Genomic DNA, 24999 nt, shown 5'->3' with positions numbered 1-24999 from the left:
CGGAGGGCACCTAGAGCGCTCGGTTCGCGAGCTGCCAGGCGACCAGCAGCATGATCGCCCCGACCGCGATATCGATGCCCTGCCACCAGCGGGGGGTCTGGAGGCGCGGCGCCAAACAACGCGCCAATCCGACCAAACCGAAGAACCATAGTAGCGAAGCCAGCGACGCCCCCATCACGAATCCGGCAGGGCTGGATTGCTGGCCACCAATGATCCCCAGCATCACCACGGTATCCAGATAGACATGCGGGTTTAGCAGCGTGACACCCAGCGCGGCGATCGCCACCGGTTTCGCGCTCGCCACGTCGATGCCGTTCATGACCCCATTGGCCATCGTCCCTTGTAATGCGATGGCCTGCGGGAGCTTGGCGCGCTTGAACGCGACACCGGCCTGCCACAACAGCCAAGCTACACCGCCCCAACGAGCCAGCTGCAGGCCGACAATGCTCGACGTGATCAGCGGTCCGAGACCCGCGACCCCGGCAGTAACCAATAGCAGATCACAGACCGCGCAAATACCCGCCACCAGCCATCCGTGCTCCCGCCGGAGGCCTTGACGCAACACGAAAGCGTTCTGCGCGCCGATCGCCACGATGAGGCTAGCGCCGATCAGCAAGCCGTGAATGAAGGACAATCCCATGATAGCGATCTCGAGGGGCTGGAATTCGCATCATGCCGACAAATCGGTTATTAATAAAAATGAACAAGCCGAATGGGGTATTAGGAAATTTGATGCTGGACTACAAACTTCTGGAAGCCTTGGCGGCTATCGTCGATCAGGGTGGGTTCGACCGCGGCGCCCAACAGCTCAATCTGACTCAATCGGCAGTCTCTCAACGCATCAAGCTGCTGGAAGCCAGGCTGGGCCAACCGGTGGTGGTTCGCACCCCTCGACTGACACCGACGCCGCTGGGCCGGCGCCTGCTGAATCATGCCCAGCAGGTTCGTCTACTGGAGCATGATCTGCTCGACAAGATTCCCGCCTTGGGCGTGAGCACACAACGTCTACGCCTGGCGGTCAACGCCGACAGCCTGGCCACTTGGTGGGCACCGGCGCTGGGGGATTTCTGCCATCGCCGTGGTGTCCTGCTGGACCTGGTAGTGGACGATCAGGAAGTGGTACTGCGGCGCATGCGTGACGGTGAAGTGGCCGGCTGCATCTGCTCCACCGCAAGGCCGGTCCAAGGAGCGCAGGCGCGCGCCATCGGCACCATGCGCTACCAGGTCATGGCCAGCCCGGATTTCGCCGAGCGCCATTTCGCCGAAGGCGTGACTCATCAGGCGCTGGGGCGAGCACCGGGGATTCTCTACGGTCCCAACGATCGCCTGCATCAACGCTATCTTGATGCGCATGGCTTCAAGGACCCCTTTCCGCACCATCTCTGCCCCTCTTCGGAAGGGGTACTGCAGATGGTTATTGCCGGCATCGGGTACGCCTTGATTCCCGAGTGCCAGACCGCCGATACCTTGCGCCTGAGTCAGCTCGTCGATATCGATCCCAAGCAACCCTTGGACGTGCCGCTATACTGGCACTACTGGCGCCATGGCGGCGAACTACTCGATGCATTGACGGCGCATCTTCTGTCCGCGGGCGACAACTGGTTGAGACCGCCACAAGCATCGCCGGCGGCTGCCATCTGACGGTATCATCGTCACCATTGCATCCGGGACTACAAGGAGTGAGTGACATGATAGGGATGACGGTCAGGACTCCTGTGTGGATCACTTTAATCGGCCTGCTCGCGCTTGGCACGCTTGCCGGCTGCGCCAGTGACAGCAGCTCGGTCGAAAAGGACGCCACCGACTTCGTCGTAACCGGTTTGGGCAGTGATCAGGACGAAGCAATGGCCAACGCCGAGGACCGATCGCTGGAGCGGTGCGAGACTCGGGATCGCGGCCAGTTCATCATCGTCGAGCAGCGGATGATGGGGCCGAACGACGAGGCAGGCAAAGCGGCCAGTGCCAACGAGCAGCCCGAAGGGGCGAGCGTCGACGAGGACTCCGAACTTCAGGCTGCCACCCAGGAAGGCGATGGCTACAAGGCCACTTGGACGATACGCTGCCACTGACCTTTCGGGCTATCATGAGACACCGACGTCAAGGCGCGTTTCTCAACAATCAGCCATCAAGACCATTCATCAAGCGCCTCCCATCAAGCGCCACTGAAATTTTCGCCGGCAAGCTGACCGGCGGATCTGCCCCTTAGAGTCGGCGCAGACTCTCAACACTTTCCACCTTGTCATCCATGTGCTGCTCCCGATCGGTCCGGGTTCCCATCTTCATCGTCGTGGTAATTCTCGGTGCGCCCATGGCATGAACACCTTCATGGCACGACTTGACGACCGCCATAACCTCGTCCCATGGGCCTTCGATATTGGTGCCGTAGGCGTGCATGCGATGGTGAAGGCCTGAATTTTCTATGAGTCGCTGACACTCGGCGACGTGGGCAGACACCGAAACGCCCACGCCCAGCGGTACGACGCACAAATCGACGATCACGTGCATTGCCGTTCTCCTACTGGTGATGAATGTTGCATCAATCCTACCGTTATCTTTCGAATCATTCTCGCATCGCTTTCAAGGACCAACGCATTGCTGTTCCGGTCATTCAGACACGGGCCCTTTCCCAAGTCGATTTTCGGGCGCAAGAATGGCAACTGATGGCTAAACTATTGCACTAATAGCGGCAGGCTTATTGACGCCAAAGCCGTTAGCACGCAATGTAAACAAGGCTAATAAAGAGAATAGGGACCGTGGTGCTCCACGTTTCCGCCGCCGCAGCTTGATCCTTCAAGCCATTCCGAGCGAGTGAAGATGGCCGATATCACGCGTCAACGCGGTCGAAGCCGCAAGTCAACAGGTCATCCTTCGCCGCTCGAACGGCGCGTCACGAGAAGGCGGTCAGGGAACGCGTTGCGCCCCTTGCTAGGAATAACCATGACCAGTAACACGGCAATTGCCCCCGTTGCTTTACCCGACACGCGCGCGCGCCACACCCTCGAACAATTGCTCGAAGGCTCCGGTGTCACCTTCAACGGCAATCAACCCTGGGATATTCGCGTTCACCATCCGGACCTCTTCTCACGAGTCATTCGTCAAGGCTCCATTGGTTTTGGTGAAGCCTACATGGATGGTTGGTGGGAATGCGATCGTATCGACGAGATGATTCACCGGCTGCTACGCCACGGACTTGCCGGGGCCGCGCACACGACTACCGAACGCGTCGTCTACAGGCTTCAGTCGAGTTTGATGAATCTGCAAAGCAAGGCACGAGCCTATATCGTCGGCAAAGAACACTACGATTTCGGTAACGATCTCTTCACCCGCATGCTCGATGAAACGCTGTGTTACTCCTGTGGCTACTGGAAGGAGGCTCGGACGCTGCACGAAGCGCAAGTCGCCAAGCTCGATCTGGCCTGTCGCAAGCTCGATCTCGAACCCGGCATGAAAGTGCTCGACATCGGCTGCGGCTGGGCCAGTTTCGCCGAGCACGCGGCCCGTCACTACGGCGTGGAAGTCACCGGCATCACCATTTCCGAAGAACAGGCCAAGCTCGGGCGCGAACGCTGTGCGGGTCTGCCGGTCGAGATCATTCTCGAGGATTACCGCGAACTCAGCGGCGAGTTCGACCGCATCGTCTCGATCGGCATGTTCGAACATGTCGGCCAGCGCAACTACGCCACCTATTTCGACACCGTCAAGCGTCTGTTGAAACCGGGAGGGCTGTTTGTACTGCACTCGATCGGCTCGAACACCAACGAAGTCAGCATCGATCCGTGGATCAACAAGTACATTTTTCCCAACGGCATTCTGCCGTCGGTCCAACAGATCGGTGACGCCAGCGAAGGCAAGCTGGTAATGGAAGACTGGCAGAACTTCGGCGCCGATTACGACACCACACTGATGGCATGGCAGGAAAACCTGCTGGCCCATTGGCACGAGATCGCCGACAGTTATGGTGAACGCGTCAAGCGGATGTTCCTCTACTATCTCGGCTCCTGCGCGGGCGCCTTCAGGGCGCGGGATATCCAGTTGTGGCAGGTGGTTTTTTCCAACGGCCGTGGCGGACGTTACGATTCACCGCGCTGACTTTTCGCCCAGCCCCCTTTTCGCCAAATCCTCGCGCCCCTGCACGAAGGCCCGCTGATGCGGGCCTTCGTGGTCTGATACCCGGATCGAAGACTTACTCCACCAGCGCTGGCGTCACGTGGATACCGAACAGGCTGGCTTCGCCATCGCCGCGTCCCGCATCTTCGGGAGCGACCTGACGCCCTTCCCGCACGATGACGTGACCACCCTGCCCTTGCTGGCCGCCAATCACGCTACCCACCAGATAGGTCGGGAAGATACTCGGATCGTTTTCATAATTGGGATTGTGGATCAGACCGATCATCTGGAAACGCCCGCGCGTATTACGCAGAGACTCCAGCGAATCCTGAATCAGGCGCCGATGCGACAGCTTGGAGAAAAGACCATCCAGAACGATGACGCTCTCCCGGCTGGCGCGCGCGCGACGCTTGTGATGGCCGGGCAGCTCCCGCAGTTCGCGTTCGATGGCAAATTCGGAAAGCTTGACCAGCCACATCAGTGAGATGGCCTCCCGCTGCCCTTCTGACATGTCCTCGTTGAGGGAGAACAAGCGACCATGCGGACGAATCGCATCGTGTTTGAGGCGAATGCCGACGTCCTGAAACAGCCCGCGATAGATCCGCCGGCGAATCTGTCGGGTCAGATCGTCGTCGCGGCCACTCTTCGCTTGCCCGTTCTCACCGGCCTGCTCGAGCCGACGACGCTGTACTGCGAGATGCGCGTCGATGTCCGCCAGCAGTTGCTGAATCAGCTCGCGTACCGATTCGTCGGCAATCAAGTCGGCCTTAACCTCGAAGTAGGCGCCGCCATCGCTGGAGCGCTTCGCGACCCGCTTGAGAATCTCCAGATTGCCAGCCGCATCGATGATGATCGAGCTGAGTCGTTCCACCAGGGTGTCTTCGATCTGTACCCGCGACGCCTGCAAGCGCGATACGCGCTGACGATGTTCGTCGAGCTGCACGTCGAGCTGACGATGCAGCCCGCGCAACGACTCCAGCGCCTCCACGCTGACGCCTTCCAGCGTTCCCAATCGAGCCCGCTCGGTTTCATTGAATAACCGGCTGGCGCTGGCCGATTCCAGCGACATTTCCAGCGCCTTTTCACGCGCGGTCACATCTCGAGCCTGGCGTTCGCGATTGCGTGAACGCTCGCCGAGATTGAGACTCCCCAATCCTTCGAGCAGCATCTGTTGGCAGGTCTCGAAGGCTTCCAGTTCGAAGACGGCGACATCCTTGCCTTCACTGGAAGCTTCGGAAGCGCTCTCCAACGACGCCGCCAGCCAACCCCGCCATTCGGCCAGCGCGGCATTGAGTCGCGGCGCATCATCGCCATCCGCCGGCCATTCGGCCTGAGCGTCGGCCTTGGCCCTTTCGAACCAGCCCTCGGGGAGCTGCCGTAGCACCTCGAGCCAGGCAACAGCGAACTGATCGGCAACGTTGAGCGCCTGCTGGTGGCGGGCAAGCCGACTTTCCAGTTCGCTCTGCTCGCGACCATTGGCCTTGCGCCGCTCGCGGGTCTCCTTCAGCGACTGCTTGAGCCGGCCGATGTCGCGCTCCAGCGTGCGATTGCCGCCCTGATCGTCGCGCACCTGAAGGAAGCTACGGATGCGGGCGAAATCGAAATCGGCGCGCCGGCTGGACTGAGCCAGCGCCGAACTCAGCGTCGCCTCAAGGGACTCAGCATCGCGCATGAACGCCGGGCCGTCTTCAGCGACGAAAGCCGCCAACCGTCGCAGTCGCTCACGTTCGCCGTCGGTAAACAGCTGGTTCAGCTGTTCGCGACACGTCTCGCGGCGCGCGTTCAATTCCTCGGCCTGGAGCGTGAGTTCGGCAAAGCGCTCGTCGATTTCGGCCAGCGCTTCGGTCAGTGCCGATAGACTGGCATCGATCTCACCGAGACGCTCGACGCCCCCAGCGCTGGCAAACCGCTCAGCGCTCAGCCACAGCTCGCCGTGATTTTCCAGCTCGCGCGCGGCCTGCTCGCGCTGCGGTTCCAGTATCTCGATGCGTTCCGCGGCGCTCTCGCTGGCTTCGGCGGCGGCTTCAAGAGCGGATTCGCCCCCCTCTTCCAGAAACCGCTGAAAGTCATCGATCGACTTCATTGCGGCATCGCCGAGCCGCGGGGTCAACGCCTCTAGTTCGGTATCCACGCGCTCGCGCTGCTCCTCCAGGGCGGCCAGGCGCACCTCGACCTCCTGTTCCAGTGCCTCCTCGGCCTGCAGCGCCAGGCGAAAGCGTTCGCCGTGAGGATCGAGTCGCTCGATCTCCGCCTGCAGCGCCTGCTCCCGCTCACGATCGACCACAAGTCGCTGCTGCGTCTCGTCCCGCAGCGCAGTGAGATAGGCGGGATCCAGCGCCGCCTTGACCGCCAGCGTCTCGACACCCTGGACGGCGCCCAAGGGGAGTTCTCCGCGCGCCAATGTCGCCTGGAGACGCGTCGCCTCGAGCACAGGCACACCACAACCGGCATCGATCAGATACTGCGAGGCTTCCCGCGCCCGCTCCTCGCCCTCGACCACCGGCGCGAATAGCTGCCCCGCGACCTGGGCCAGCCAGTCGCGACGCTGGTCATCATTCGCTTCGAGTCCGGCCAGCACTTCGTGCAGCGGCCGGAATTCGATCTCACGGGCCTCCAGCCACTGCCGGGCCTCGGTTTCCGATGCCAAGCGAGCAAGCGGATCGCCGTTCAGGCTTTCAAGATAGCGTTCTCGAGCGTCGATGGCGCCGGCCAGGCTTTCCCGCTCGCGCAACAATCGGGGATAACGCGCCTTGGCATCCTTGAGCCAGGCCGAAGGAAGCTGCTCGCTGGTCGTCCGGAATTCGCTCAGTGCGCGCTGCAGAATCTCGAACTGCTGCGCCTGCTGCTCGAGCTGATGCCGGCGGTCCTGCCCCTCGCGTGACTGGCGATAAAGCGAGTCACGCAAATGCACCGGCAAGGCCTCGCCGTGCCAGTGCCGATAGCGTTCGGCCGCACCCTTCAGCGGTTCCAGCCGTGACAGCCGTGCCTTGGCATCGCTCTGAGCACGACGTGCTTCGGCCAGCGCCTGTTCGAGTTCGGCCAGGGCACTCTTGCGCTCGCTCCAGAAACCGACCGCCGAGTGGTCGGGCCACTGCTCGGCGAATGTCTGCCACGCATCGCGTCCTGCCGCGAGCGGGGCCAGCTCTCCCTCGAGACGATGGCGCTGTTCACGCCGTGTCTGCAACCCCTCACGAGTCGATTCACGCTGCGCGTCCAACGCACTGGCCTGCGCATTCCAATCCTCGAGCTGCGCTTCGAGAGCGTCATGCTGCTCATGCTTGGTCGCCAGCAGTTCTTCGGGTGAGGTATCGGGATGCTCGGCGATGAAGCTTTGATACCACTGTGCGGGCTGTTTGAATTCGCCCATGCGGCCGAGATGATCGGCATGCGCCTTGCGGGCATCGGCGAGGGCCGTTTGAGCGGCATCCCGCGTCGCTTCGGGCGATTCGAGCTCGGTCTCGGTGAAGAGCCCTTCCGCCAGCGCCTGGGTGTAGACGCTCTGATTGTCGATGAAATCGCGCTGCCGCGACTCCAGCTGTTCGCGCTCATGCTCCACGCGTTCGAGCTCTTCATCGAGCTGTTCGGCATCCAGCCGCAACGAGCGGCGATATTCACGATCGGCGATCACCTCTTCACGGAACCGGTTGCCGTCCAGCCCCTCGAAGACTTCGGCGGCGTCGTCGAGCACGCCGATGGCACGGTAGCGCGCAGCGTCGTCGTTGAAGGCGTGACTGTCAGCCAGCCAGGCGCGCGCCTGATCGAACGACACATGGCCGATGTCACGCGCCGTGAGCCATGTCGCCTCGGGAAGATGAACCAGACGACGATGCGTATCGACCCGAGCGCCACGCTCGGAGAGAGCCTGTCGCACGTTGCGCTCGGCCTGGCGCGACAGTTTCGACAGCAGCCAGGTAGAGACGCGGGGCCGCTCGATGTCGCCGGTCGCCCAGGCAAAACCGCCGATACTGTCGGCGACTTCACGGCTCAGCTCGCGACGCGATTCGCTGTCGGTAAAGCCCGGCAATCCTGGCAAAGGTGCCAGCGCCTGGCCGCCCAGCAGTCGTTCGGCTTCGAGCAGCGAGGCATCCAGCCCGGTGAGCTGGCGGCGCGCCTCGAGCAGTCCTTCGCCCTCTTCGTTCAGAGTGGCGAGGCGTTCGACCTTTTCGTCGGCGCGGCGCTGATCGCTCTCGGCTTCCGCCAGCCGATGGCGCAGCTCGGTGATCCGAGTACCGGAGTTGAGAATGACGTCTTCGATCAACTCCTCTTCTTCATCGGTCTCGCCACGCGTCGCCCCGGAGAGAATCTGCGGCGCCAGTACTTCGTAGAAAAATGCCTGGTCGGCTTTTTCCCCGGCACGCGGCTTGATCGCATTGAAGATCTGGCTCTTGTCGGCACCGCCTTCCTTCTGAAACGCTGCCAACTGCGCCAGTTCGCGCCGGGAAATATGCACGCCAACCGCTTCCAGCCACTCCTCGCGGTTGTGTGCTCGGGTCACGCCCTGTGACCGCATCGTGCTCTGAAAATCAGCGTTGGCGTAGAGCGCCAGCTTGCCGTCGCGGGTAATGTGATGCACCGGCACGTCGGCCAGTTTGCCGGGATAGTGGTAGAACACCAGCCCGCTGCCATCGCTGTAGCCGTACATGCCGAAAACGAAGGTCTCGCCGGCAACTTCCTCGCCGGCCACTGCCAGCATGTCATCCTGCTGACTGCTGTCCTGCGCGCGAAATTCGACTCGCAAATGGGTCCAGCTGCGCCCTGCCCCATTGACCTTGGAGGGGGAACATTTACGCCGGGTTCGCGTCAGCAGTTGGCGATCGCGGGAAAGCATGCCGATCAGCGCTTCGGCCATGGTGGTCTTGCCGAAGCCATTTTCCATGCTGATTGCGCTCGACTGGCCCCGCAGATCGAGCAACAGATGGCGCATCTTGGCTTCCCAAGGAGACGCGATATCGCCGTGCTTGTTGAGCAGGTTGGCAATTTCGATACGGTTGATCACGCTCACCGGCGATTCTCCTCGGCGTTTTCGGCCGTTGCTCCGTCCGTCTTCTCTACCGACGGCGGGTCAAACATGTCAGTTGCGTGGGTAGCGTTCTCGTTTTCGTGCCCGTGTTCGCCGGCATCTTCCGCGCGAGTGGTATCCATCTCATCGTCGACGGCTACGCCCTCGCCCGCAGATATCTCATCCGCCGGTACCTCGTCCCATTCTGTTTCGACACCTTCGATGGAGGTGAGCTCGATCAGGTGTGTCAGGTGATTGACGCCGATCTGCTCGGCTTCCAGTGCCCCCAGCAGCGTCTGCTGCCAGACATCCTCATCGGCCGTTTCTCGCACCGTCTCGAGATGACCCGCGCGGCTCAGCAGGTCGATGAACGCCTTGACCCGGCGCGGGATGTCTTCGCCGCGCTCGTCGAGCAACACCCGGCTGTTCGCGGGCGCACGCTCGCCGAGCCCGCGCAGCGTTTCCAATTGTTCGCGAACCAGCTCGACCAGTTCACGGGTGACGAAGGTCGCTTCCTGATAGCGGCTGACATCGGACAGCGCTCGATTCAAACGGGTGTAGATCAACGTGTGCAGCAGCAGCCATAACTGCAGATACCACAACGCCAATTCGGCGCGGCTTTCCTGGCGTAACTTGAGCGCCTCGAACACCGGTTCTCGAGTGTAGAGCGGTGGCTGCTCCATTTCCGGATCCGGGAGCAACGCAAACAAGCGCGAGCCCGGCGCGATACCGGGGTAGTCACCGGATTCGAATGCCTTGAGGCGTAGGCCCTGGCCGGCGAGAAAATCCCGCAGCGCCTCGCGTTCGATTTCCTGGGCGTCATCGATCAACGCACAGACGTCGCGCTCGGAGAGCTGGCCTTCACGCGCCGCGCGACGTTTGCGCCCGCCGCTGGGAACACGCTCCGCGGTGCGATAACGCAACAGGTAGGCAACGACTTCGCCCATTTCCATCATGTTCATAAATCAAACTTCCTGTTCTTCGGGAGCGGTCTGGCGCAGGCGCAGCGACGGCGTGACAGCGCCTTCGATGCGACGCCCGTCCGGCAATTCGATCGTGAAGGGAGTGTCGTCGATCCCGACGCTCAAATGGTCGTCGAGCAATTGGGTATCGACGAAGGTATTGAGCAACTGCGGCAGGCAGTCCAGGGTTTCGGTGTTTGTCGACTCCGAACCCGCCTCGAAGTGATGCCAGCCTTCACTGAGCGCTTCCGGCAACGAGAGCGGCGCCTGGCGCAGACGCTGACGCAGCGCCGGCCCCTGCAACTTGAGATAGCGCGCCAGCAGTGGATCGGCGCTGGGCTTATCACCCGCTTCGTCGAAGACCAGCGCCGCTCCGCTGCGCTCGGCGCGGCGTGTTTCCACCAGCGGCAGCAGCGTCTCGACACGTGGCATGACCACCTCGGTACCCAGCGGCATCATCCGCGCGATGACGGCATCCTGCAGACGCCTGGGCGGGCGGGATAACAACAGCTTGTGGGCCAGGCCGGCAAAGTCGATCACGCCCATCGACTGAATCCGACCCTCGGCGATATCCGATAGCAGCTCGGATAGACGCCGCGAGAGGTTCTCGATCGCGTTCAACACCCGACCGATGGCACCGGATAACATGCGCAGATCCCACTCTTCCTCCTGCTGCCCGGCCCAGCTGCCGAACTGAGCGATCAGCGCCGGCGTCGAGAGCTGCGAGCGCGCACTGAGCAGCGTGCTCTGAATGGTACTCAGCGCATTGTGATAATGGCGCTCGTTGTCGAGCAGCGCCGCGAGCTTGCCCTCATGAGTCGGGTTTTCGCGTACGCGACGCAGTTCCTGGGTCAAGGCGCGAATCGCCATCAGGATCTGCTGGGTAATGTCCGGGACCCGCGAATAGTCGCCACGAGAGAGCGCGGCGACCACCTTGGCGGCATCGTACTCGGAGTAGAGCAAATCCTCGACCTGGCTTGCCAGCGTGACGGTCTGCCGCCCGCTGGGGGTCAACCTGACCTGGCCGGTCTGGCCCTGCTTCTCGATCAGCGACGTGCGTTTGGTACTGCGTCCGCTACGCTCCCCCCGCAAGGCAGCGCCGTCCTCGGCGTCGCCTTGCATGCCCTTTTCGGCCCGAGGCGCTTGCCACTCCCGAAAATGAATCTCGCTGGGCGTCGCCAGCAGATTGATCACGAAGCTCAGGTCGTCGGCGGGCAGATCGGGATAATCTTCGCGCAGATGCGTCAGGCACCGGCGCTGGGTAACGAACGCGCTGTTGGTGGCAAAATCGACCTCGAGCAGATAATCCAGCAGCAGGCAGCCGAGATCGAGCCAGTAGCCGTCGCGCAAACCGCGACGCTGCTCTTGCGTCACCTGAACGAAGGGCGAACCCGGTTCGTGGGCGCTGTCATGTAGATCCAGCAGCCGCGTCGTCGCGACCAGCAGCTTGTTCCAGGCGGTCATGTCGACTCCAGACGGGGAACAACGAACACAAGGAAAGCGAGCGCGCACCGAGCGCAGTCGTGACAACGCAACCCAGCTTGCCGATACGTCGCTTTCCAAAGCGTCGCATTATGCCAAGGTTACTGGCTCGGGTCATTTTGGCTGCCGATCATTTTGCCGGAAGTGCAGAACGAAAAATGCCCCGCCGGATTCACCGTACGGGGCATGGATCGTGGTGCAGCACACTGCGTGCCACGGCTAGCGACGTGGGTCAGCCAACTTTGGACTTGGCCGCCTGCATCCGTCGACGCAGGATCGGCCCCACGATCACCGGCAACAGCAGACCGATGATCGCCACCAGCCAAAGCCCGATCGACAGACCGCTGCTCCACAGGATCGACCAGTCGCCGTCGGAGATCTGCATCGCGTGACGCAGGTTCTTCTCCATCTCCGGCCCAAGCAGCAGACCGAGAATGACCGGCACCAGCGGAATCTCGAGCTTGCGCAGAATGTACCCACCGACGCCGAAGGCAATCATGAAGTAGAGATCGAACGTCGAGTGACTGATCGAGTAGATGCCCACGAACGCGACCATGGTCACGATCGGCAGCAGATACATCGGCGGCACCGACAGAATCTTCACGAACACGCCGACCAACGGAATGTTGAGCAGCAGCAGCATGAAGTTGCCCACCAGCAGCGCCGCGATCACGCCCCACACCAGTTCGGCGTTCTGGGTAAACATCAGCGGCCCGGGGGTGATGTTGAGCGAGACCAGCATCGCCAGCAGAACCGCCGTGGTACCGCTGCCCGGGACACCGAGGGTCAACATGGGGACCAGTGCACCGCTGGAGGCACCGTTGTTGCCGGCTTCCGGTGCTGCCACGCCGCGCGGATCGCCTTCGCCGAAATACCCGTCCTTGCCGACGATCTTCTTTTCCAGGGTATAGGTAATGAAGCTACCCAGCGAAGCACCCGCGCCCGGTAATACACCCGCGATGAAGCCAATCACGCCACCGCGTATCGTGGTGGGAAAGATCGACAGAATCTCGCGCCATTTCAGCTTGAGCGGATTGACCTTGATCATTTCACGTCCGGCACCGGCCTTCTCTTCGATGAAGAAAAGGAGCTCAGATACGGCAAACAGACCGACGATGGCGATGATGAAATCGACACCCTCGTAAAGCTCCAGCACGTTGAAGGTGTAGCGCTGGGTGCCGGTGGAGAGATCGATACCCACGGTGGCGATGATCAGACCGATCGCCGCGGCCATCAGGGTCTTCATCGGATTCTTGCCGGTGATGCCACCCAGCGTGGCGAACGCGAGCACGAACAATGCAAAGTACTCGGCGGGGCCGAACGTCAGCGCGAATCGGGCCAGCAACGGCGCCAGCAGAATCAGACCGATGGTAGCGATCAAGCTGCCCATGAACGAGGCGATCGCCGAGATGGCCAGCGCTTCGGCGGCCTTGCCTTTACGCGCCATCGGATAACCGTCGAGACAGGTCATCATCGCTGGCTCGTCACCGGGAATATTCAACAGGATCGATGAGATTCGTCCGCCATACATCGCCCCGGCGTAGACCGCCGTCAGCATGATCAGCGCGGTTTCGGGCTTGAGGCCCAGCGTGAAGGCGAGCGGAATCAGGATCGCCACGCCGTTGGCCGGGCCGAGACCCGGCAGCGCGCCGATCAGTGTGCCGATAAAGCAGCCCATCAGGGCGAACATCAGATTCTCGGGCTGCAGCGCCACGCCGAAGCCGAGCGATAGATAATGCAACGTCTCCATCAGTTGATCTCCAGCAGGCCGAGCGGCAACGGCAGTTCCAACCCATAGGTAAACAGCACGAAGACTATCGCGCCGCTAATCAAGCCGGTGAGATACGCCTTGACGGGGCGAGCCCCCATGCGCCAGCAAAGGGTGCCGACGGCCAGCATGGTCGAAATGATGAAACCCAGCGGCTCCAGCAGCAGCGCATACGCGACCAGCACCACGACGGCGATGCCCAGCTCGAGGAATGTCTGGGCGACCGGCCAGGGATTGTCCGCGTCGGGCTTGACGATCATGTAGAGACTGCAGACAGCCAGAATGACGGCCAGCAGCTTGGGAAAAGTCTCCGGCCCAACGGCTTCCGATCCCCCGAAGGGGACCGGAAACTGGGTAGCGCCGTAGTAGTAGGCCACGGCGATGACCAGCATGACCAACCCGAAGACGCGGTCATTGAACTTGCTCATTGAATCAGCCCGATTTCCTTGGATAGCGCCTGAATGTCCTGAATTTGCTGCTTGACGAAGGCTTCGAATTCACTGGAATCCGGATGGAACGGCATCAACCCGTTACTCTTCATGACCTTCTTCCACTGATCGCTGGCATAGAGCTTATCGACGGCATCGACCCAGTACTTCTTGGCATCGTCGTCGATATCGGCCGGCATGTAGAAGCCGCGCCAGTTGGGGCCGACAGCGTCGATTCCCTGTTCTTTGGCGGTGGGGATGTTGGAGAGATCGCCGGGCAGACGCTCATCGGACAACACTGCCAGCACGCGCAGATCGCCAGACTTGAGGAAGCCCTGGGTTTCGGTGATATCGCCGGTGAATGCATCGACGTGGCCGCCGATCACCTGCGTCATCGCTTCGCCGCCATTGTTGTAGGAGAGATAGGGAATCCGCGGCAGGTTCTCGACCCCAGCCGCCTTGGCCGCGATCAGTACCTTGAGATGGTCCCAGCCGCCGTTGGCACTGCCGCCAGCGAATTTGACCGCCCGCGGGTCCTTCTTCATCGCGTCCATCAGTTCGTTGAGATCGTGATAAGGAGAATCCTTTGAGACCGCGATCACGCCGTAGTCCGCGCCCACCGCGCCGATCCAGTTGACCATGTCGGCATTCATGCCAGGAAACTGATTCTGTGCCAGCCGCGTGGTGGTCGCCGTCGATGCTGCCACCAGCAACTGATCATCACCCTTGCGCTTGCTCACGGTGTGCGCGTACGCAACGCCGCCACCGGCGCCTGCCATGTTGATGGTCTGCACGCTGGCCGGCACCAGCTCGAGTTCCTCGAGCACGTTGCCCACGCTACGGCAGGTGAAATCCCAGCCACCGCCCGGGTCCGACGGTGCAATACACTCGACCTTGCCGGATGGTTCGAATGCCATGGCGCTGCTGGCGGTCAGGGCCAGCGCCGCAGCGGCCACCCACTTGATTGTTCTGGCTGCAAACATGGTTGATTTCCTCGCTGATGGAGCGGAGTTATTCAGAACGCCGACGCCAACCTTACAGTTTCGTAAGGTAGAACTTTGTTCCCATGGACGGAAATTAGGGTGAAGCCACGTAACGGTCAACGGCGCGTGTGCAAAAGCCGACTAAAGTTCAATGCCGTATTTATCAATTCGTTTACAATCGCGTCACCCAATGCGATGCGCGAAACTACCGCTGACGCAACGCCCAACGAAAGACGCATCGCCGAAGGGAACGACGTCGATATGGAACGGCGAAGAGAACAAAGTGGCAGGCGAGACGCGAGATCGTTGAGATGAACGTTTCAAAACCTGCTATCGCTCACCGGCAGGAGTGTTGCCATGACCTCTAAGTTGCTGTTGATAGAGGATGATTCTCTACTCGCCAGTACTCTTATGGAAACGTTGACGGTCGAAGGCCAGTGCGTCGACCGAATCGATGACGGCGGCACAGCGCTGACTCGGCTATCAATCGATCACGACTACGATTTGATTCTGCTCGATCTCAATCTTCCGAACCAGAGCGGTCTCGATGTGTTGGCCGCACTGCGTTCCCGCGATCGCCGGACTCCGGTGCTGATCCTGACGGCCAGAGCGGCGATCGAAGATCGCGTCAAGGGGCTGGATCTTGGCGCTGATGACTATCTCGCCAAGCCGTTCGCACTCGACGAACTGGAAGCTCGCGTTCGGGCACTGCTGCGTCGACGCCAGAACGGCCAGAATGAACCGCTGGTGCTGGGTTCTCTGCGCTTCGATCGACAACGTCAGCATTTCACCGTGGATGGCGTTGCGTTATCGCTACCGCCGCGTGAATACCGCCTGTTGGCGTGCCTGATTCGCTTCGCCGGCGAGCCCGTCGACAAGGCACGTCTGCTGGAGGAAGCCTTTGCCGGCGAAAGCATCGGCGACAACGCCATCGAAGTCTATGTTCACCGACTGCGTCGACGACTGGCCGGCGCCAATGTCGGTCTGCGCACGGTTCGTGGCATCGGCTATCTCCTGGAGGCGCAGTGATACTGTCACGGCGCTGGCGCCTGTCTCACCTGAGCCTCTATCGTCGATTGATGATCTGGCTGCTTTGCCCGCTCGCGCTACTGGTAGCGATCATGTTGTTGCAGGCCTGGCTTGCCTCGCGCGAAGCGTCCGATCGCGCTTTCGACCGGCTACTCGATGCCGCCTCGCTCTCCATCGCTGAACAGGTTCGCTGGCAACAGAGCCGGCTATGGATGGACCTGCCGCCCTCGGCCCTGGAAATGCTCGCCACCGATGCCGAGGAGCGCGTTTTCTACGCGCTCTACGACGCCCAGGGCCATTTCGTTACCGGCAACCGCTCGCTACCTTCGCTTCCCGCCGTCGCTAACGATCAGATGAGCTACGGAGACGTCATGTCTCACGGCATGTCGTTGCGGCTCGGCGTGCGGCGCTCTCGTCTGGAAGGATGGGATCGCAGCGACCGCTTCGAAGTCAGGGTCGCGCAGACTCGTGAAGGCCGTCAGGCACTGGCCAACCAGCTGTTTCTGGCGAGCTTCATCAATATCGTCATTATCGCCGGATTGGCAATGGTCGTCGTACTGCTGTCGGCGCGATTCGCACTGGAGCCGCTGACCCGCCTGCGCCGCGCGATTCGCCAGCGCAATCCTCGCACCTTGGCGCCGCTCGAACTGGCGCTGCCGCGCGAACTGGCCGAACTACGCCAGGCCCTGAACGAACTGCTGGCGCGCATGCGGCGTGTCCGCGCCAACCAGGAACGTTTCATCGGCGACGCTTCCCATCAACTGAGAACACCGCTTGCGGGGCTGTCCGCTCGAGCAGAACTCGCCCTGCGCCAGACTGACCCGGCAATCTGGCGTGCGGGACTCGTAACCCTGCATGGCACCGCCACCAAGACCGCGCGACTGGCCGGACAACTGCTGTCTTTGACGCGGCTCAACAACCCCGAAGCCACTCCGGCCAAGCATCCCGTCAATCTTGCCGCGCTGGCCCAGCGCTGCGTGAGAGAATCATTTTCGCGGCACCACCGTCGGGGCGTCGATCTCGGCGTCGAGATTCCCGACCGCCCGGTGATGGTATCGGCCACCGAATGGCAACTGGAAGAGGCCCTGAACAACCTGATCGAAAACGCTTCGCTCTATGGCGCCGACCAGATCACCGTCCAGGTCATCGACGCCCCGGCACGATTGACGGTGGTGGACAATGGTCCCGGCATTCCCGAATCCCAGCGCCTGCTGGTGCTCCGACCCTTCCATCGCGGACAGGAGGCCGGTGACGGCAGCGGGCTGGGCCTGGCCATCGTCGATAGCATCGCCCGCGCCCACGACATCCGCCTGAACCTGCACCCAGCCAATCCTGATCACTCCGAGCGCCCCGGCCTATGTATCTCGCTGACCTTCCCCGCCGACGCCCGATGATGACGTTGCAGCGAATCAGACGCGTCCTCGGCATCCTGCTGGCACTCTCGTTGATGACGACAACCCAGGCACACGCCCGAACGCTGCACTTCGCGGCAGATAGCGAGTCGCCACAGCCCCTGACCATCTACGGCGTGCTCGATCCACCTCAGGTACGCCCGCTGTTAGCGGACTTCCATTCCCGGCATCCGGATATCGATATCAAGTATCACAATCTGGAAACGTTGACGTTACACGCCCGAGTGCTGCAGGAGCGCAACGCCCCCCGCGCCGACGTTTTGATGTCCCCAGCCATGCCGTGGCAGTACGAGCTCGCCAACGAGGGTCTTTCGGCGCCACTGGAGTCATCCGCCGCCGCTGCCTGGCCAAGCTGGGCACGCTGGCGCCAGGAGCTTTTCGGGTTCACGTTCGAGCCCATCGTCATGGTCTATCGCCGCGACCTGGCCCAACGCCTGCCCCCACCCGCGAGCCACGCCGATCTACTGAACCTGCTACAGCAACACGCCGACACCCTGGATCGCCGAGTGGTCACCTATGACCCACGTCGCAGCGGGGCGGGCTATACCTACGCTATCGAGGATGCCAGAATTTCCGCCCGTTACTGGGATCTGGTCGAAGCCCTTGGAGAGAGCCACAGTGCGCTGGAGACGACCACCGGCGCGATGCTCGAGGGACTCAGCGAGGGACGCTACTGGATCGGCTACAACCTGATCGGCTCCTACGTGCAGGATTATGTCGCCGCACATCCCGAACTGGTCATGGTCGTGCCTCAGGACTATGCGCTGGTCCTGCAGCGCCTGGTGATGGTATCTCGAAACGCACCCCATCCCGCCACGGCGCAGCGCTTCGTCGACTACCTGCTGAGCGCGCCGGCCCAACGTCTGCTCGCCTCCCGCACGACCCTTGGCGCCGTGCATCCAGACATCGAGGGTGATGGCACCGCAGCAGATCTGCGCAATCGATTGGGGGACGCGATCCGCCCCGTCCAGATTGGTCCCGGCCTGCTGGCGACGATGGATACGCTCAAGCGCCAGACGCTGCTGGAGCAGTGGCAGCAAGCGTTCGACAACCGGCCGACCCATGCCGACGGCCCCCTTGCCGATCCTTCCCCCTTGCCCGACGCTTCAACGGAGTGAGCAGTCCATGAAACGACTCGATCAACTGGTTACCGCTCACGTCCGTTCACGGACACGGGCTCAACGACTGATTCGTCAGGGCTACGTCAGTGTCAACGAAGGCGTCGCTTGGCGAGTGGCGACAAAACCTGGAGAGAAGCTGCCGGATACCATCGACCTGCGTATCGCCGAGGCGCCGGAGGAGCGCTATGTATCGAGAGCAGGCCTGAAACTGGAAGCGCTGCTGGAGACGCTGGATCGTCGTCTCGATGGCCTGACCGTACTCGACATCGGTCAGTCCACCGGCGGATTCAGCGACTGCGCACTGCGCCACGGGGCCAGGCAGATCATCGGTATCGAAGTCGGGCACGATCAGTTGGATGCCTCGCTACGCAACGACGAGAGAGTCACCTGCCTGGAGGGAGTCAATGCGCGCCGTCTCCCCGTCGTCGATCTGGGGAGACTTGCCCCTGCGGGCATCGACGTCGTGGTAATGGACGTATCGTTCATCTCGCAGACGCTGATTCTGCCGGAGATCGCTCGTGTGCTACGCGAGGGTGGCGAGCTCTACTCCCTGGTCAAGCCTCAGTTCGAGGTCGGACCCGGCAAGGTCGACCCGCGTGGCATCGTGCGGGATAAAGGCCTCTATACGGTGGTCGCCAATACCTTGCACCAGGCATATCGTGTTCATGGCCTCGACATCGATCATTGGCAGGAGAGCCCGATCCTGGGCGGCGACGGCAATCATGAGTTTCTGCTGCACGCCCGGCGCCGCTGAGCCGCGCCATTCACGGCTTCCGTTGCCATCATCGCCCGCCATCACCCCCACCCCCGTCGCTACCGCCATCGTGACCAGCGCCGCCGACATCGCTGTCACCCAAGTGACCATCGTCGCCGCTGGGTTTCTGACGCGAATCGGACGCCTGATGGGACACCCGGCGCGAATCCTGATGTGAGCCGGCAGCCCGTGATGTCGAATCAGTGTCGGAGCCCAGCGTCGCGTCGCCTCCGCTGGCACTCTGCACCTTCGCCACCTGGCCATTGTCACCATGCAGCCAAACGTCCATCTGGTTGAACGCCACGCGAATTCCGTGCTCCTTGAACAACCGATCCAGCCGTCGATTGATCTCGTCACTGGCATAGAGCCGATCCAGCAGGTCGTTGACGAAGATGCGCAGTTCGAAATTGAACGCCGTTGGCCCATAGCTGATACAAAACACCTGCGGCTCGGGATCGCGCAGTACCCGACGGTTCTCGTCCGCGGCCAGACGCATCAACCGATGTACCTCGTCGAGATCAGAGCCGTGAGAGACCCCGTAAGTCAGTACCACCCGGGTGACGTTATCCGACAACGACCAGTTGATCAGTTGGTCGGTGACGAAGGTCTTGTTGGGAATGATGATCTCCTTGCGGTCGAAGTCGATCACCGTAGTGGCGCGAATCCGAATTCGGCTGACGGAGCCATGGAGCTGGCCGAGAGTGATGGTGTCTCCGATCCGCATCGGGCGTTCGAACAGAATGATCAAGCCCGAGATGAAATTGGCGAAAATCTCCTGCAGACCGAACCCGAGCCCTACGCCCAAGGCTGCCACCAGCCACTGCAGTTTGTCCCAGGATACCCCGAGCGTCCCCAGCGAAATTACGACGCCCGTGCCGACGATGACGTAGGAGAGCAGGGACGAGATCGCGTAGGCGCTGCCCTGCTTGAGGGTCAGCCGAGACAGCACCATGACCTCCAGCAACCCCGGCAGATTGCGCGCCAGCATCATGGTCAACGCCACCGTGATCATCGCAATGAAGACATCCGCCACGGTGATCGGATCCAGGGTCATCGATTCGCCCTGGCCACGTTCGATCTCCCACACGCTAACGTGATCGAGATAGGAGAACACTTCCAGCAGATCCGACCAGATCAGGTAAAAGGCGCAGGTAAAGCCGATGAACAGAATCAGCTTCGAGAGTCTCAGCGACTGCTGGTTGACCTGCTCCATATCCAGCGGCGGCTCTTCGACCACTTCGAGCCCGCCTTCGGCGCCTTCCTGAATCTGCGCGCGTCGTCGCGCCACCGCACGGCGATAGGCCAGGCGCCGCTGGGCCACGGCAAGCCCGCGAACTACCGTGGCCTCGACCAGTATCCACAGCCCGAAGATATACAGCGAATTGATGAACCGGCCAATCAGACGCAGCGCAGCGTACTCATAGCCCAATGCGATCAACCCGGCGAGTACCAACGGCACCAGTGCCAGCGCAAGACCCAGCAGCAGCCGGAAGAGCTTGAGACCGAAATAGGGCACATGCGCCAGAATCAGGCGCACCAGGATTCCGCTCATCGCCAGCAAGCCAACCAACAGCAACAGCAGAAACAACGGACGACTGGATAGCTCGGCCTGACTGCCGGGCGAGGTGCCACTGATGAGGATGGTTGGAATCAGCGAGATGCCGAGCCAAAACAACAGTCGGCGCAGCTGTGCGACATAGCCGGTCGACCAGTGAAAATGACGCGTCGCGACACCGTCCGGCACCAGCAACCGCCGCGCCCAACCGAGCACGCCCCAGGCCAGCGCGAGCTGCAACAGCGACTCCCCCACGCGCTCGGCAAAATCATCGCTGCCGAGGCGAAGCAAGCCACCCGCGACGGCCAGCATCAGAGGCCCATGCGCCGCCAGCATGGCGTTGTAAAGAATCGCACGCGGCGTATGCATCTGCGTATCGCGCTTGAGCCGGCCAATCTGCTCGTGCAGGTTGAGCAGACGCACCTTGATTCGACGCCTCACCAGCAGCAGCGTGGCCGTCAGCAACAACACCGGGATGACCGCCAACGCACGCATGTCCGGCACCTGCCAGAAGCTCGCCAATGCTTCTTTCCAGACCCCTTTCTTGACCTGATTGGCCACAATGGCAGGCGCATCTTGCCACCAGCCAAAGGTCAAAGGTCGTGCGCTGGCGACCCAGAACAGTTGCTCCTCGATCGCACCGCGAAGCGACGTGGTGAGTGCCGCCAACTGTTCCTGATTGAGCTGCAGATCGATCGCAACCGTCAGCAGACTGCCGTACTCTCGATCGAGCTGCTCCAGCACCTCACTACGCGACTGGAACAATCGGGTCAGGGCATCGATCAACGAGGGAGTCACCTCGATATCGGTATCGGCGAGGCTCTTTTCCGCCTGCGCCCGCGGGTGACGAAGCGCGTCTCGCTGATCGACCAGATCGAACTGGCTCAACCGCGTCTCGGCGATTTCCTCCTGCAGCCCCCCGAGTTGGTCGACATCCGGAAGTGCACGGCGCTGTTCGTTGAGAAGTCGCGACAGCAGCGGGCTACCGCGGATCGCATCGATCTGCTCGTTGAGCGTACGCTTGACTTGGCGTACCCGATCGAGCTGCGAACGGGTGTCGATGGCCTGGCGGATCAGGTCATTGGTGCGATCCGTGACCTCGAGCAGGCGATTGCTGAGATCGCGGTTGGTGTTCTGGATGTCACGCAACACCGGATGCGCTTTGATCGCAGCGCTACCCTCTTCGCCGATATCGGCGACGGCCTTTTCGGACTCGGCCCGGCGCTGGCGATCGAGAGCCTCCTGCAGCGCATTCAGGCGAGCTTCTTCGATAGAGACCTGGCGTTGGAGCAGGTCGCGTCGCTGCGCGTCGAGCTCGCGCAGCTGCGTATTGTTGGCCAGTTCCCGACGATGATAATCGGCTCGCAACTCCGCCAGCGCGAGTGCCAGCTGATATCGCGCCTGGGCCGGGTCGAAGGTCGGACCTTGGCTCTCGTCGTCATTGGGCGTCTGGAGACGGGTTCGCGCCTGTTCCGCATCGGCCATCGCCTGGGCAATGGCCGACTGTGCCCGCTCCGGTAGCGTCTCGGCGCTGATCAAGCGTGCGTTCACCGATGCCAACTGGTTCTGCAGCGTCTCGAGCTGGTCCAGGGAGTTGGAGGTCTTCTGCCCCAATGCCTCCACCGAGAGCCGGTCGAGAGCATCGGCCTCGGGCGGCTGGCTGTCACTCAGGCCAGAGAGCTGACGTTCGAGTTCGCGAATGCGCTGTGGGGCCTTCTGCGCCGAGCTCTCGAGAGTCTTCAGCTCCTTGCGCAGAGAATCCAGTGAATCCAGCGACTCCAGGGCGACACGCAAATCTTCCAGATCCGTGCGCTGCTGTTCACCGGGCGACTCGATCTTTTCGAGTTTCTGTTGTTCGGCCTCGAGCTTGGGCCGGGTCGGCAGGCTTCCCGATTGTTGTGCCGAGGCGACAACGCTTGTCATCAGTATGCACATTACCAGCGCAAAGAACGTGATACGCTGGGCCGCTTTTTCGAGGACGGCAGATGCCGGGACATCGAAGATGGCAGAGGCCGGGGTAGATACCATCAGGACGAACGCCTTCGTAAGTTGGAACGGTTTCTGAACAATAGATCCTGATCGCCTGACAGTCTCATCCCTGGCCGGGTAATCCGACATGCCCTCTCCTCGTCGACTCCGTTCATGCGACCACCATTGCGCTCGCGCGGTGGGCTTTGCTGTCGAACCCGGAGTTTACCGCCAGCTCGAGCGGATTCCGAGGCGTTCCTTAACCTCATTGCCCGAGTTTGACTTAAGCCGGCGACATGCTAGAAATCGACACTACCCGACAGGAAGCCTGATTTTTACTCGCCATGATCGCGCTTCTACTCATTGGATCATCTTGACAGGACAGTCTTATGACGCCTATTCGCTCGCTGCGCCATACCAGTCTTCTACTACTGGGGATGCTGACCACGCCATGGGCGGCTGCACAGGCGCCGGTCACCGACGTCGACCCGGTTCAACGAGCGAACGAGCAGGCAGATGTGCGTCGCGATCTCGAAGCGGAAACCGCCGAGAATCCGCTGGCGATCACGACCTATCGCCGCAACTACATCTTGCCATGGACATACAACACCAACCCGGACAAGTCCGATTTCCGCGAAATCACCTCCGAGGGTGATGTCGACAACTCCGAGATCAAGTTTCAGCTGAGCTTCAAGATCAAGCTGCTCGATGACATTTTCGGCAAGAATGGCGATCTGTATTTCGCCTATACCCAGCGCAGTTGGTGGCAAGCCTACAATTCCGAAGCGTCCGCGCCTTTCCGCGAGACCAACTACGAGCCCGAGGGCTTCGTGAGCTTCGACAACCGATGGACGGTGCTGGGCTGGACCAACACCATCAACCGGGTCGGCTTTGCGCATCAATCCAATGGCCGTTCGGATCCGCTCTCGCGTAGCTGGAACCGAATCTATGCCGAGACGATATTCCAGCGTGGCGACTGGGCCTTCAGTATCGCCCCGCACTGGCGCATTCCTGAAAACGAGAAAGAGGACGACAACCCCGATCTCGAAAACTACATCGGCTACGGCGACCTGACGGTGGTGCGCGCGTTCGGCGATCAGGAAGTCTCGCTGATGGTTCGCGGCAATCCCGGCAAGGCACATTATGGGGGGCAGCTAGACTACTCGTTCCCGCTATTCGGCAAGGTTCGCGGCTATCTGCAGTACTACAAGGGCTACGGCGAGAGCTTGATCGACTATAACCATGACGTGCAACGTTTCGGACTGGGCTTCAGCATCAACACCTTTTTAGCCGGGATCCCCGGCATGCGTTGATGACAGCAGTCAGCATGTCTATGCTGATACACGCCAATCGACTGTCAGAGGAAGACAACCATGACCATGCAATCCATCGGCGGCAACGGCCCCGAACGTGAGAGCGAAGCCTCCACCGAGCAACTCAAGGAAGATCTGCGCAACCTGTCGCACACGGTCGAAGAGCTGATCCACGCAACCGCGGACGACTCTCGCGGCAATATCGCGGAGCTCCGCGAACGTGCTCAGCAACGCCTGCAGGACACTCGCGAGCGCCTGGAAGCCCGCGGCGAGAAGCTCTACGCCAATGCCCGGGAGCAGATGGACGCCACCGACCGCTATGTTCACGACAATCCGTGGACCAGCATCGGGATCGGCGCCGCCTCCGGTGTGGTGCTGGGGCTGCTGCTGGGGCGTCGTTAATGGCAGGGCCGGCTGAAAATGTCATCTCCGCCGCACGGCGGTTGATCGGCAATCTCATCGCGAGTGGCGAGACGCGGTTGCGTCTCGCCGTCGTCGAATGGGAAGCCGAGCGCGAACGGCTGCTGAAGTTGCTGCTGCTCGCTGGCGCAGGGCTCATCATGCTCTCCTTCGCTATCGGGATGCTGCTTCTGCTGGTCGTGGTGATGTACTGGGAAGACAACCGACTGCAGGCGATCGCGATCTGCTCGGCAGTGCTTTTCGTAATCTCGGGCGCATTGATTCTTGCCGCCAAGCGGGTTGCCAAACAGCGCAAGCTGATGGCTGCAACCCTGCATCACCTGGACCAGGATCGCCGGTCGCTGGGGCCATCCCATGACTGAACGCGCTCGGCAGCAGCAGATACACGATCTCGAGAATCAAATTCTTCAGGATCGGCTCGACATGACGTCGGCGATGCGGGAATGGCGTGATGCGACGGCCCCTATTGATCACGCCTGGGAGAAGCTGATGAGCTGGCGGGTCCCGTTGATGGCCGCGGGCGGTTTGCTGGCAATGCGCGGTGTGCGCAAGCCGCGTGCAACCGGACGTCTGTTCAAACGCTGCCTGACCGGTTTGATGATGTACAACCGTGGCAAGGCGCTCTATCGGGCGACGCGGGGACGCAACCGCTAGTAGGGTTGCGGCCTAGCATCATTTCGCCTCCGACGGCCGCTGTC

The 24999-nt window shown here is 61.5% G+C and carries 20 protein-coding genes; 11 read left to right on the top strand and 9 right to left on the bottom strand.

Translation table 11 applies throughout. The annotated features are described in order from the left end of the window. Positions 1–10 precede the first annotated feature (10 nt). Complete coding sequence (locus DOM27_RS09470) at positions 11–640, bottom strand: LysE/ArgO family amino acid transporter (RefSeq protein ID WP_110655763.1); 630 nt, start codon at positions 638–640, stop codon at positions 11–13. A 92-nt stretch (positions 641–732) separates the two neighbouring features. Here DOM27_RS09470 and DOM27_RS09465 point away from each other — a divergent pair, with 92 nt between their 5' ends. Both DOM27_RS09465 and DOM27_RS09460 read left to right on the top strand, forming a co-directional pair. Continuing rightward, positions 733–1641 carry a LysR family transcriptional regulator ArgP gene (locus DOM27_RS09465; protein ID WP_110655762.1) on the top strand — a complete coding sequence of 303 codons (909 nt, stop codon included), beginning with the start codon at positions 733–735 and terminating at the stop codon, positions 1639–1641. A 74-nt stretch (positions 1642–1715) separates the two neighbouring features. Further along, positions 1716–2069 (top strand): hypothetical protein, encoded by a 354-nt coding sequence (locus tag DOM27_RS09460; RefSeq protein WP_157956742.1) that lies wholly within the window; start codon positions 1716–1718, stop codon positions 2067–2069. Positions 2070–2202: 133 nt separating this feature from the next. Here DOM27_RS09460 and DOM27_RS09455 read toward each other — a convergent pair whose 3' ends face one another. Further along, positions 2203–2505 (bottom strand): MTH1187 family thiamine-binding protein, encoded by a 303-nt coding sequence (locus DOM27_RS09455; protein WP_110655760.1) that lies wholly within the window; start codon positions 2503–2505, stop codon positions 2203–2205. A 432-nt stretch (positions 2506–2937) separates the two neighbouring features. Here DOM27_RS09455 and cfa point away from each other — a divergent pair, with 432 nt between their 5' ends. After that, positions 2938–4089: a cyclopropane fatty acyl phospholipid synthase gene (cfa, locus tag DOM27_RS09450; protein WP_110655759.1), complete on the top strand. Its 1152-nt coding sequence runs from the start codon at positions 2938–2940 to the stop codon at positions 4087–4089. A 94-nt stretch (positions 4090–4183) separates the two neighbouring features. Here cfa and DOM27_RS09445 read toward each other — a convergent pair whose 3' ends face one another. From DOM27_RS09445 to DOM27_RS09420, 6 genes are all read right to left on the bottom strand, one after another. Then, positions 4184–9109: a hypothetical protein gene (locus DOM27_RS09445; RefSeq protein ID WP_110655758.1), complete on the bottom strand. Its 4926-nt coding sequence runs from the start codon at positions 9107–9109 to the stop codon at positions 4184–4186. Continuing rightward, entirely contained in the window at positions 9106–10068 is a 963-nt protein-coding gene (locus DOM27_RS09440) for a hypothetical protein (RefSeq protein ID WP_245392661.1), read from the bottom strand. Before DOM27_RS09440 ends, DOM27_RS09445 begins: the two co-directional genes overlap by 4 nt. 3 nt (positions 10069–10071) lie before the next feature. After that, complete coding sequence (locus DOM27_RS09435) at positions 10072–11532, bottom strand: hypothetical protein (protein ID WP_110655757.1); 1461 nt, start codon at positions 11530–11532, stop codon at positions 10072–10074. A gap of 250 nt (positions 11533–11782) precedes the next feature. Beyond that, a complete protein-coding gene (locus DOM27_RS09430; RefSeq protein ID WP_110655756.1) occupies positions 11783–13300 on the bottom strand; it encodes a tripartite tricarboxylate transporter permease in 1518 nt (505 codons plus the stop codon). After that, complete coding sequence (locus DOM27_RS09425; RefSeq protein ID WP_110655755.1) at positions 13300–13746, bottom strand: tripartite tricarboxylate transporter TctB family protein; 447 nt, start codon at positions 13744–13746, stop codon at positions 13300–13302. Before DOM27_RS09425 ends, DOM27_RS09430 begins: the two co-directional genes overlap by 1 nt. Beyond that, positions 13743–14729: a Bug family tripartite tricarboxylate transporter substrate binding protein gene (locus DOM27_RS09420; protein ID WP_110655754.1), complete on the bottom strand. Its 987-nt coding sequence runs from the start codon at positions 14727–14729 to the stop codon at positions 13743–13745. Before DOM27_RS09420 ends, DOM27_RS09425 begins: the two co-directional genes overlap by 4 nt. Positions 14730–15086: 357 nt before the next feature. Between DOM27_RS09420 and DOM27_RS09415 the strand changes: the two genes are divergently transcribed. The 4 genes from DOM27_RS09415 to DOM27_RS09400 are packed head-to-tail and all read left to right on the top strand — an operon-like array spanning position 15087 to position 19045. Further along, on the top strand, positions 15087–15758 hold the full coding sequence (locus tag DOM27_RS09415) for a response regulator (RefSeq protein WP_110655753.1): 672 nt from the start codon (positions 15087–15089) through the stop codon (positions 15756–15758). After that, positions 15755–17152, top strand: coding sequence for a sensor histidine kinase (locus DOM27_RS09410; RefSeq protein ID WP_245392660.1), 1398 nt, complete (start codon positions 15755–15757; stop codon positions 17150–17152). Before DOM27_RS09415 ends, DOM27_RS09410 begins: the two co-directional genes overlap by 4 nt. Next, a complete protein-coding gene (locus DOM27_RS09405; RefSeq protein WP_245392659.1) occupies positions 17149–18288 on the top strand; it encodes an ABC transporter substrate-binding protein in 1140 nt (379 codons plus the stop codon). Before DOM27_RS09410 ends, DOM27_RS09405 begins: the two co-directional genes overlap by 4 nt. Before the next feature lie 7 nt (positions 18289–18295). Beyond that, a complete protein-coding gene (locus tag DOM27_RS09400) occupies positions 18296–19045 on the top strand; it encodes a TlyA family RNA methyltransferase (protein ID WP_110655752.1) in 750 nt (249 codons plus the stop codon). Between the two features lie 28 nt (positions 19046–19073). Here the strand turns inward: DOM27_RS09400 and mscK are convergent, their stop codons facing one another. Continuing rightward, positions 19074–22628 (bottom strand): mechanosensitive channel MscK, encoded by a 3555-nt coding sequence (gene mscK, locus DOM27_RS09395; protein WP_110655751.1) that lies wholly within the window; start codon positions 22626–22628, stop codon positions 19074–19076. Between the two features lie 329 nt (positions 22629–22957). Here mscK and DOM27_RS09390 point away from each other — a divergent pair, with 329 nt between their 5' ends. The 4 genes from DOM27_RS09390 to DOM27_RS09375 are packed head-to-tail and all read left to right on the top strand — an operon-like array spanning position 22958 to position 24955. Beyond that, complete coding sequence (locus DOM27_RS09390) at positions 22958–23881, top strand: phospholipase A (RefSeq protein WP_110655750.1); 924 nt, start codon at positions 22958–22960, stop codon at positions 23879–23881. A 60-nt stretch (positions 23882–23941) separates the two neighbouring features. Beyond that, on the top strand, positions 23942–24283 hold the full coding sequence (locus DOM27_RS09385) for an ElaB/YgaM/YqjD family protein (RefSeq protein WP_110655749.1): 342 nt from the start codon (positions 23942–23944) through the stop codon (positions 24281–24283). After that, positions 24283–24663 (top strand): phage holin family protein, encoded by a 381-nt coding sequence (locus tag DOM27_RS09380; RefSeq protein WP_110655748.1) that lies wholly within the window; start codon positions 24283–24285, stop codon positions 24661–24663. The genes DOM27_RS09385 and DOM27_RS09380 overlap by 1 nt, the downstream gene beginning before the upstream one ends. Next, on the top strand, positions 24656–24955 hold the full coding sequence (locus DOM27_RS09375) for a YqjK-like family protein (protein ID WP_110655747.1): 300 nt from the start codon (positions 24656–24658) through the stop codon (positions 24953–24955). Before DOM27_RS09380 ends, DOM27_RS09375 begins: the two co-directional genes overlap by 8 nt. Positions 24956–24999: the final 44 nt, after the last annotated feature.

It is taken from the genome of Salinicola halimionae, assembly GCF_003206065.1.
In the GTDB taxonomy this organism is placed as follows: Bacteria; Pseudomonadota; Gammaproteobacteria; order Pseudomonadales; family Halomonadaceae; genus Salinicola; species Salinicola halimionae.
This window is presented reverse-complemented; position numbering and strand designations above follow the sequence as displayed.

Bases quoted from the DNA above. Each gene is read 5' to 3' on its own strand.
- DOM27_RS09375 (WP_110655747.1), top strand. From the start codon at position 24,656: ATGACTGAACGCGCTCGGCAGCAGCAGATACACGATCTCGAGAATCAA.
- DOM27_RS09390 (WP_110655750.1), top strand. From the start codon at position 22,958: ATGACGCCTATTCGCTCGCTGCGCCATACCAGTCTTCTACTACTGGGG.
- DOM27_RS09440 (WP_245392661.1), bottom strand. From the start codon at position 10,068: ATGAACATGATGGAAATGGGCGAAGTCGTTGCCTACCTGTTGCGTTAT.
- DOM27_RS09425 (WP_110655755.1), bottom strand. From the start codon at position 13,746: ATGAGCAAGTTCAATGACCGCGTCTTCGGGTTGGTCATGCTGGTCATC.
- DOM27_RS09405 (WP_245392659.1), top strand. From the start codon at position 17,149: ATGATGACGTTGCAGCGAATCAGACGCGTCCTCGGCATCCTGCTGGCA.
- DOM27_RS09465 (WP_110655762.1), top strand. From the start codon at position 733: ATGCTGGACTACAAACTTCTGGAAGCCTTGGCGGCTATCGTCGATCAG.
- DOM27_RS09385 (WP_110655749.1), top strand. From the start codon at position 23,942: ATGACCATGCAATCCATCGGCGGCAACGGCCCCGAACGTGAGAGCGAA.
- DOM27_RS09380 (WP_110655748.1), top strand. From the start codon at position 24,283: ATGGCAGGGCCGGCTGAAAATGTCATCTCCGCCGCACGGCGGTTGATC.
- DOM27_RS09435 (WP_110655757.1), bottom strand. From the start codon at position 11,532: ATGACCGCCTGGAACAAGCTGCTGGTCGCGACGACGCGGCTGCTGGAT.
- DOM27_RS09470 (WP_110655763.1), bottom strand. From the start codon at position 640: ATGGGATTGTCCTTCATTCACGGCTTGCTGATCGGCGCTAGCCTCATC.
- cfa (WP_110655759.1), top strand. From the start codon at position 2,938: ATGACCAGTAACACGGCAATTGCCCCCGTTGCTTTACCCGACACGCGC.
- DOM27_RS09420 (WP_110655754.1), bottom strand. From the start codon at position 14,729: ATGTTTGCAGCCAGAACAATCAAGTGGGTGGCCGCTGCGGCGCTGGCC.
- DOM27_RS09400 (WP_110655752.1), top strand. From the start codon at position 18,296: ATGAAACGACTCGATCAACTGGTTACCGCTCACGTCCGTTCACGGACA.
- DOM27_RS09430 (WP_110655756.1), bottom strand. From the start codon at position 13,300: ATGGAGACGTTGCATTATCTATCGCTCGGCTTCGGCGTGGCGCTGCAG.
- mscK (WP_110655751.1), bottom strand. From the start codon at position 22,628: ATGGTATCTACCCCGGCCTCTGCCATCTTCGATGTCCCGGCATCTGCC.
- DOM27_RS09455 (WP_110655760.1), bottom strand. From the start codon at position 2,505: ATGCACGTGATCGTCGATTTGTGCGTCGTACCGCTGGGCGTGGGCGTT.
- DOM27_RS09415 (WP_110655753.1), top strand. From the start codon at position 15,087: ATGACCTCTAAGTTGCTGTTGATAGAGGATGATTCTCTACTCGCCAGT.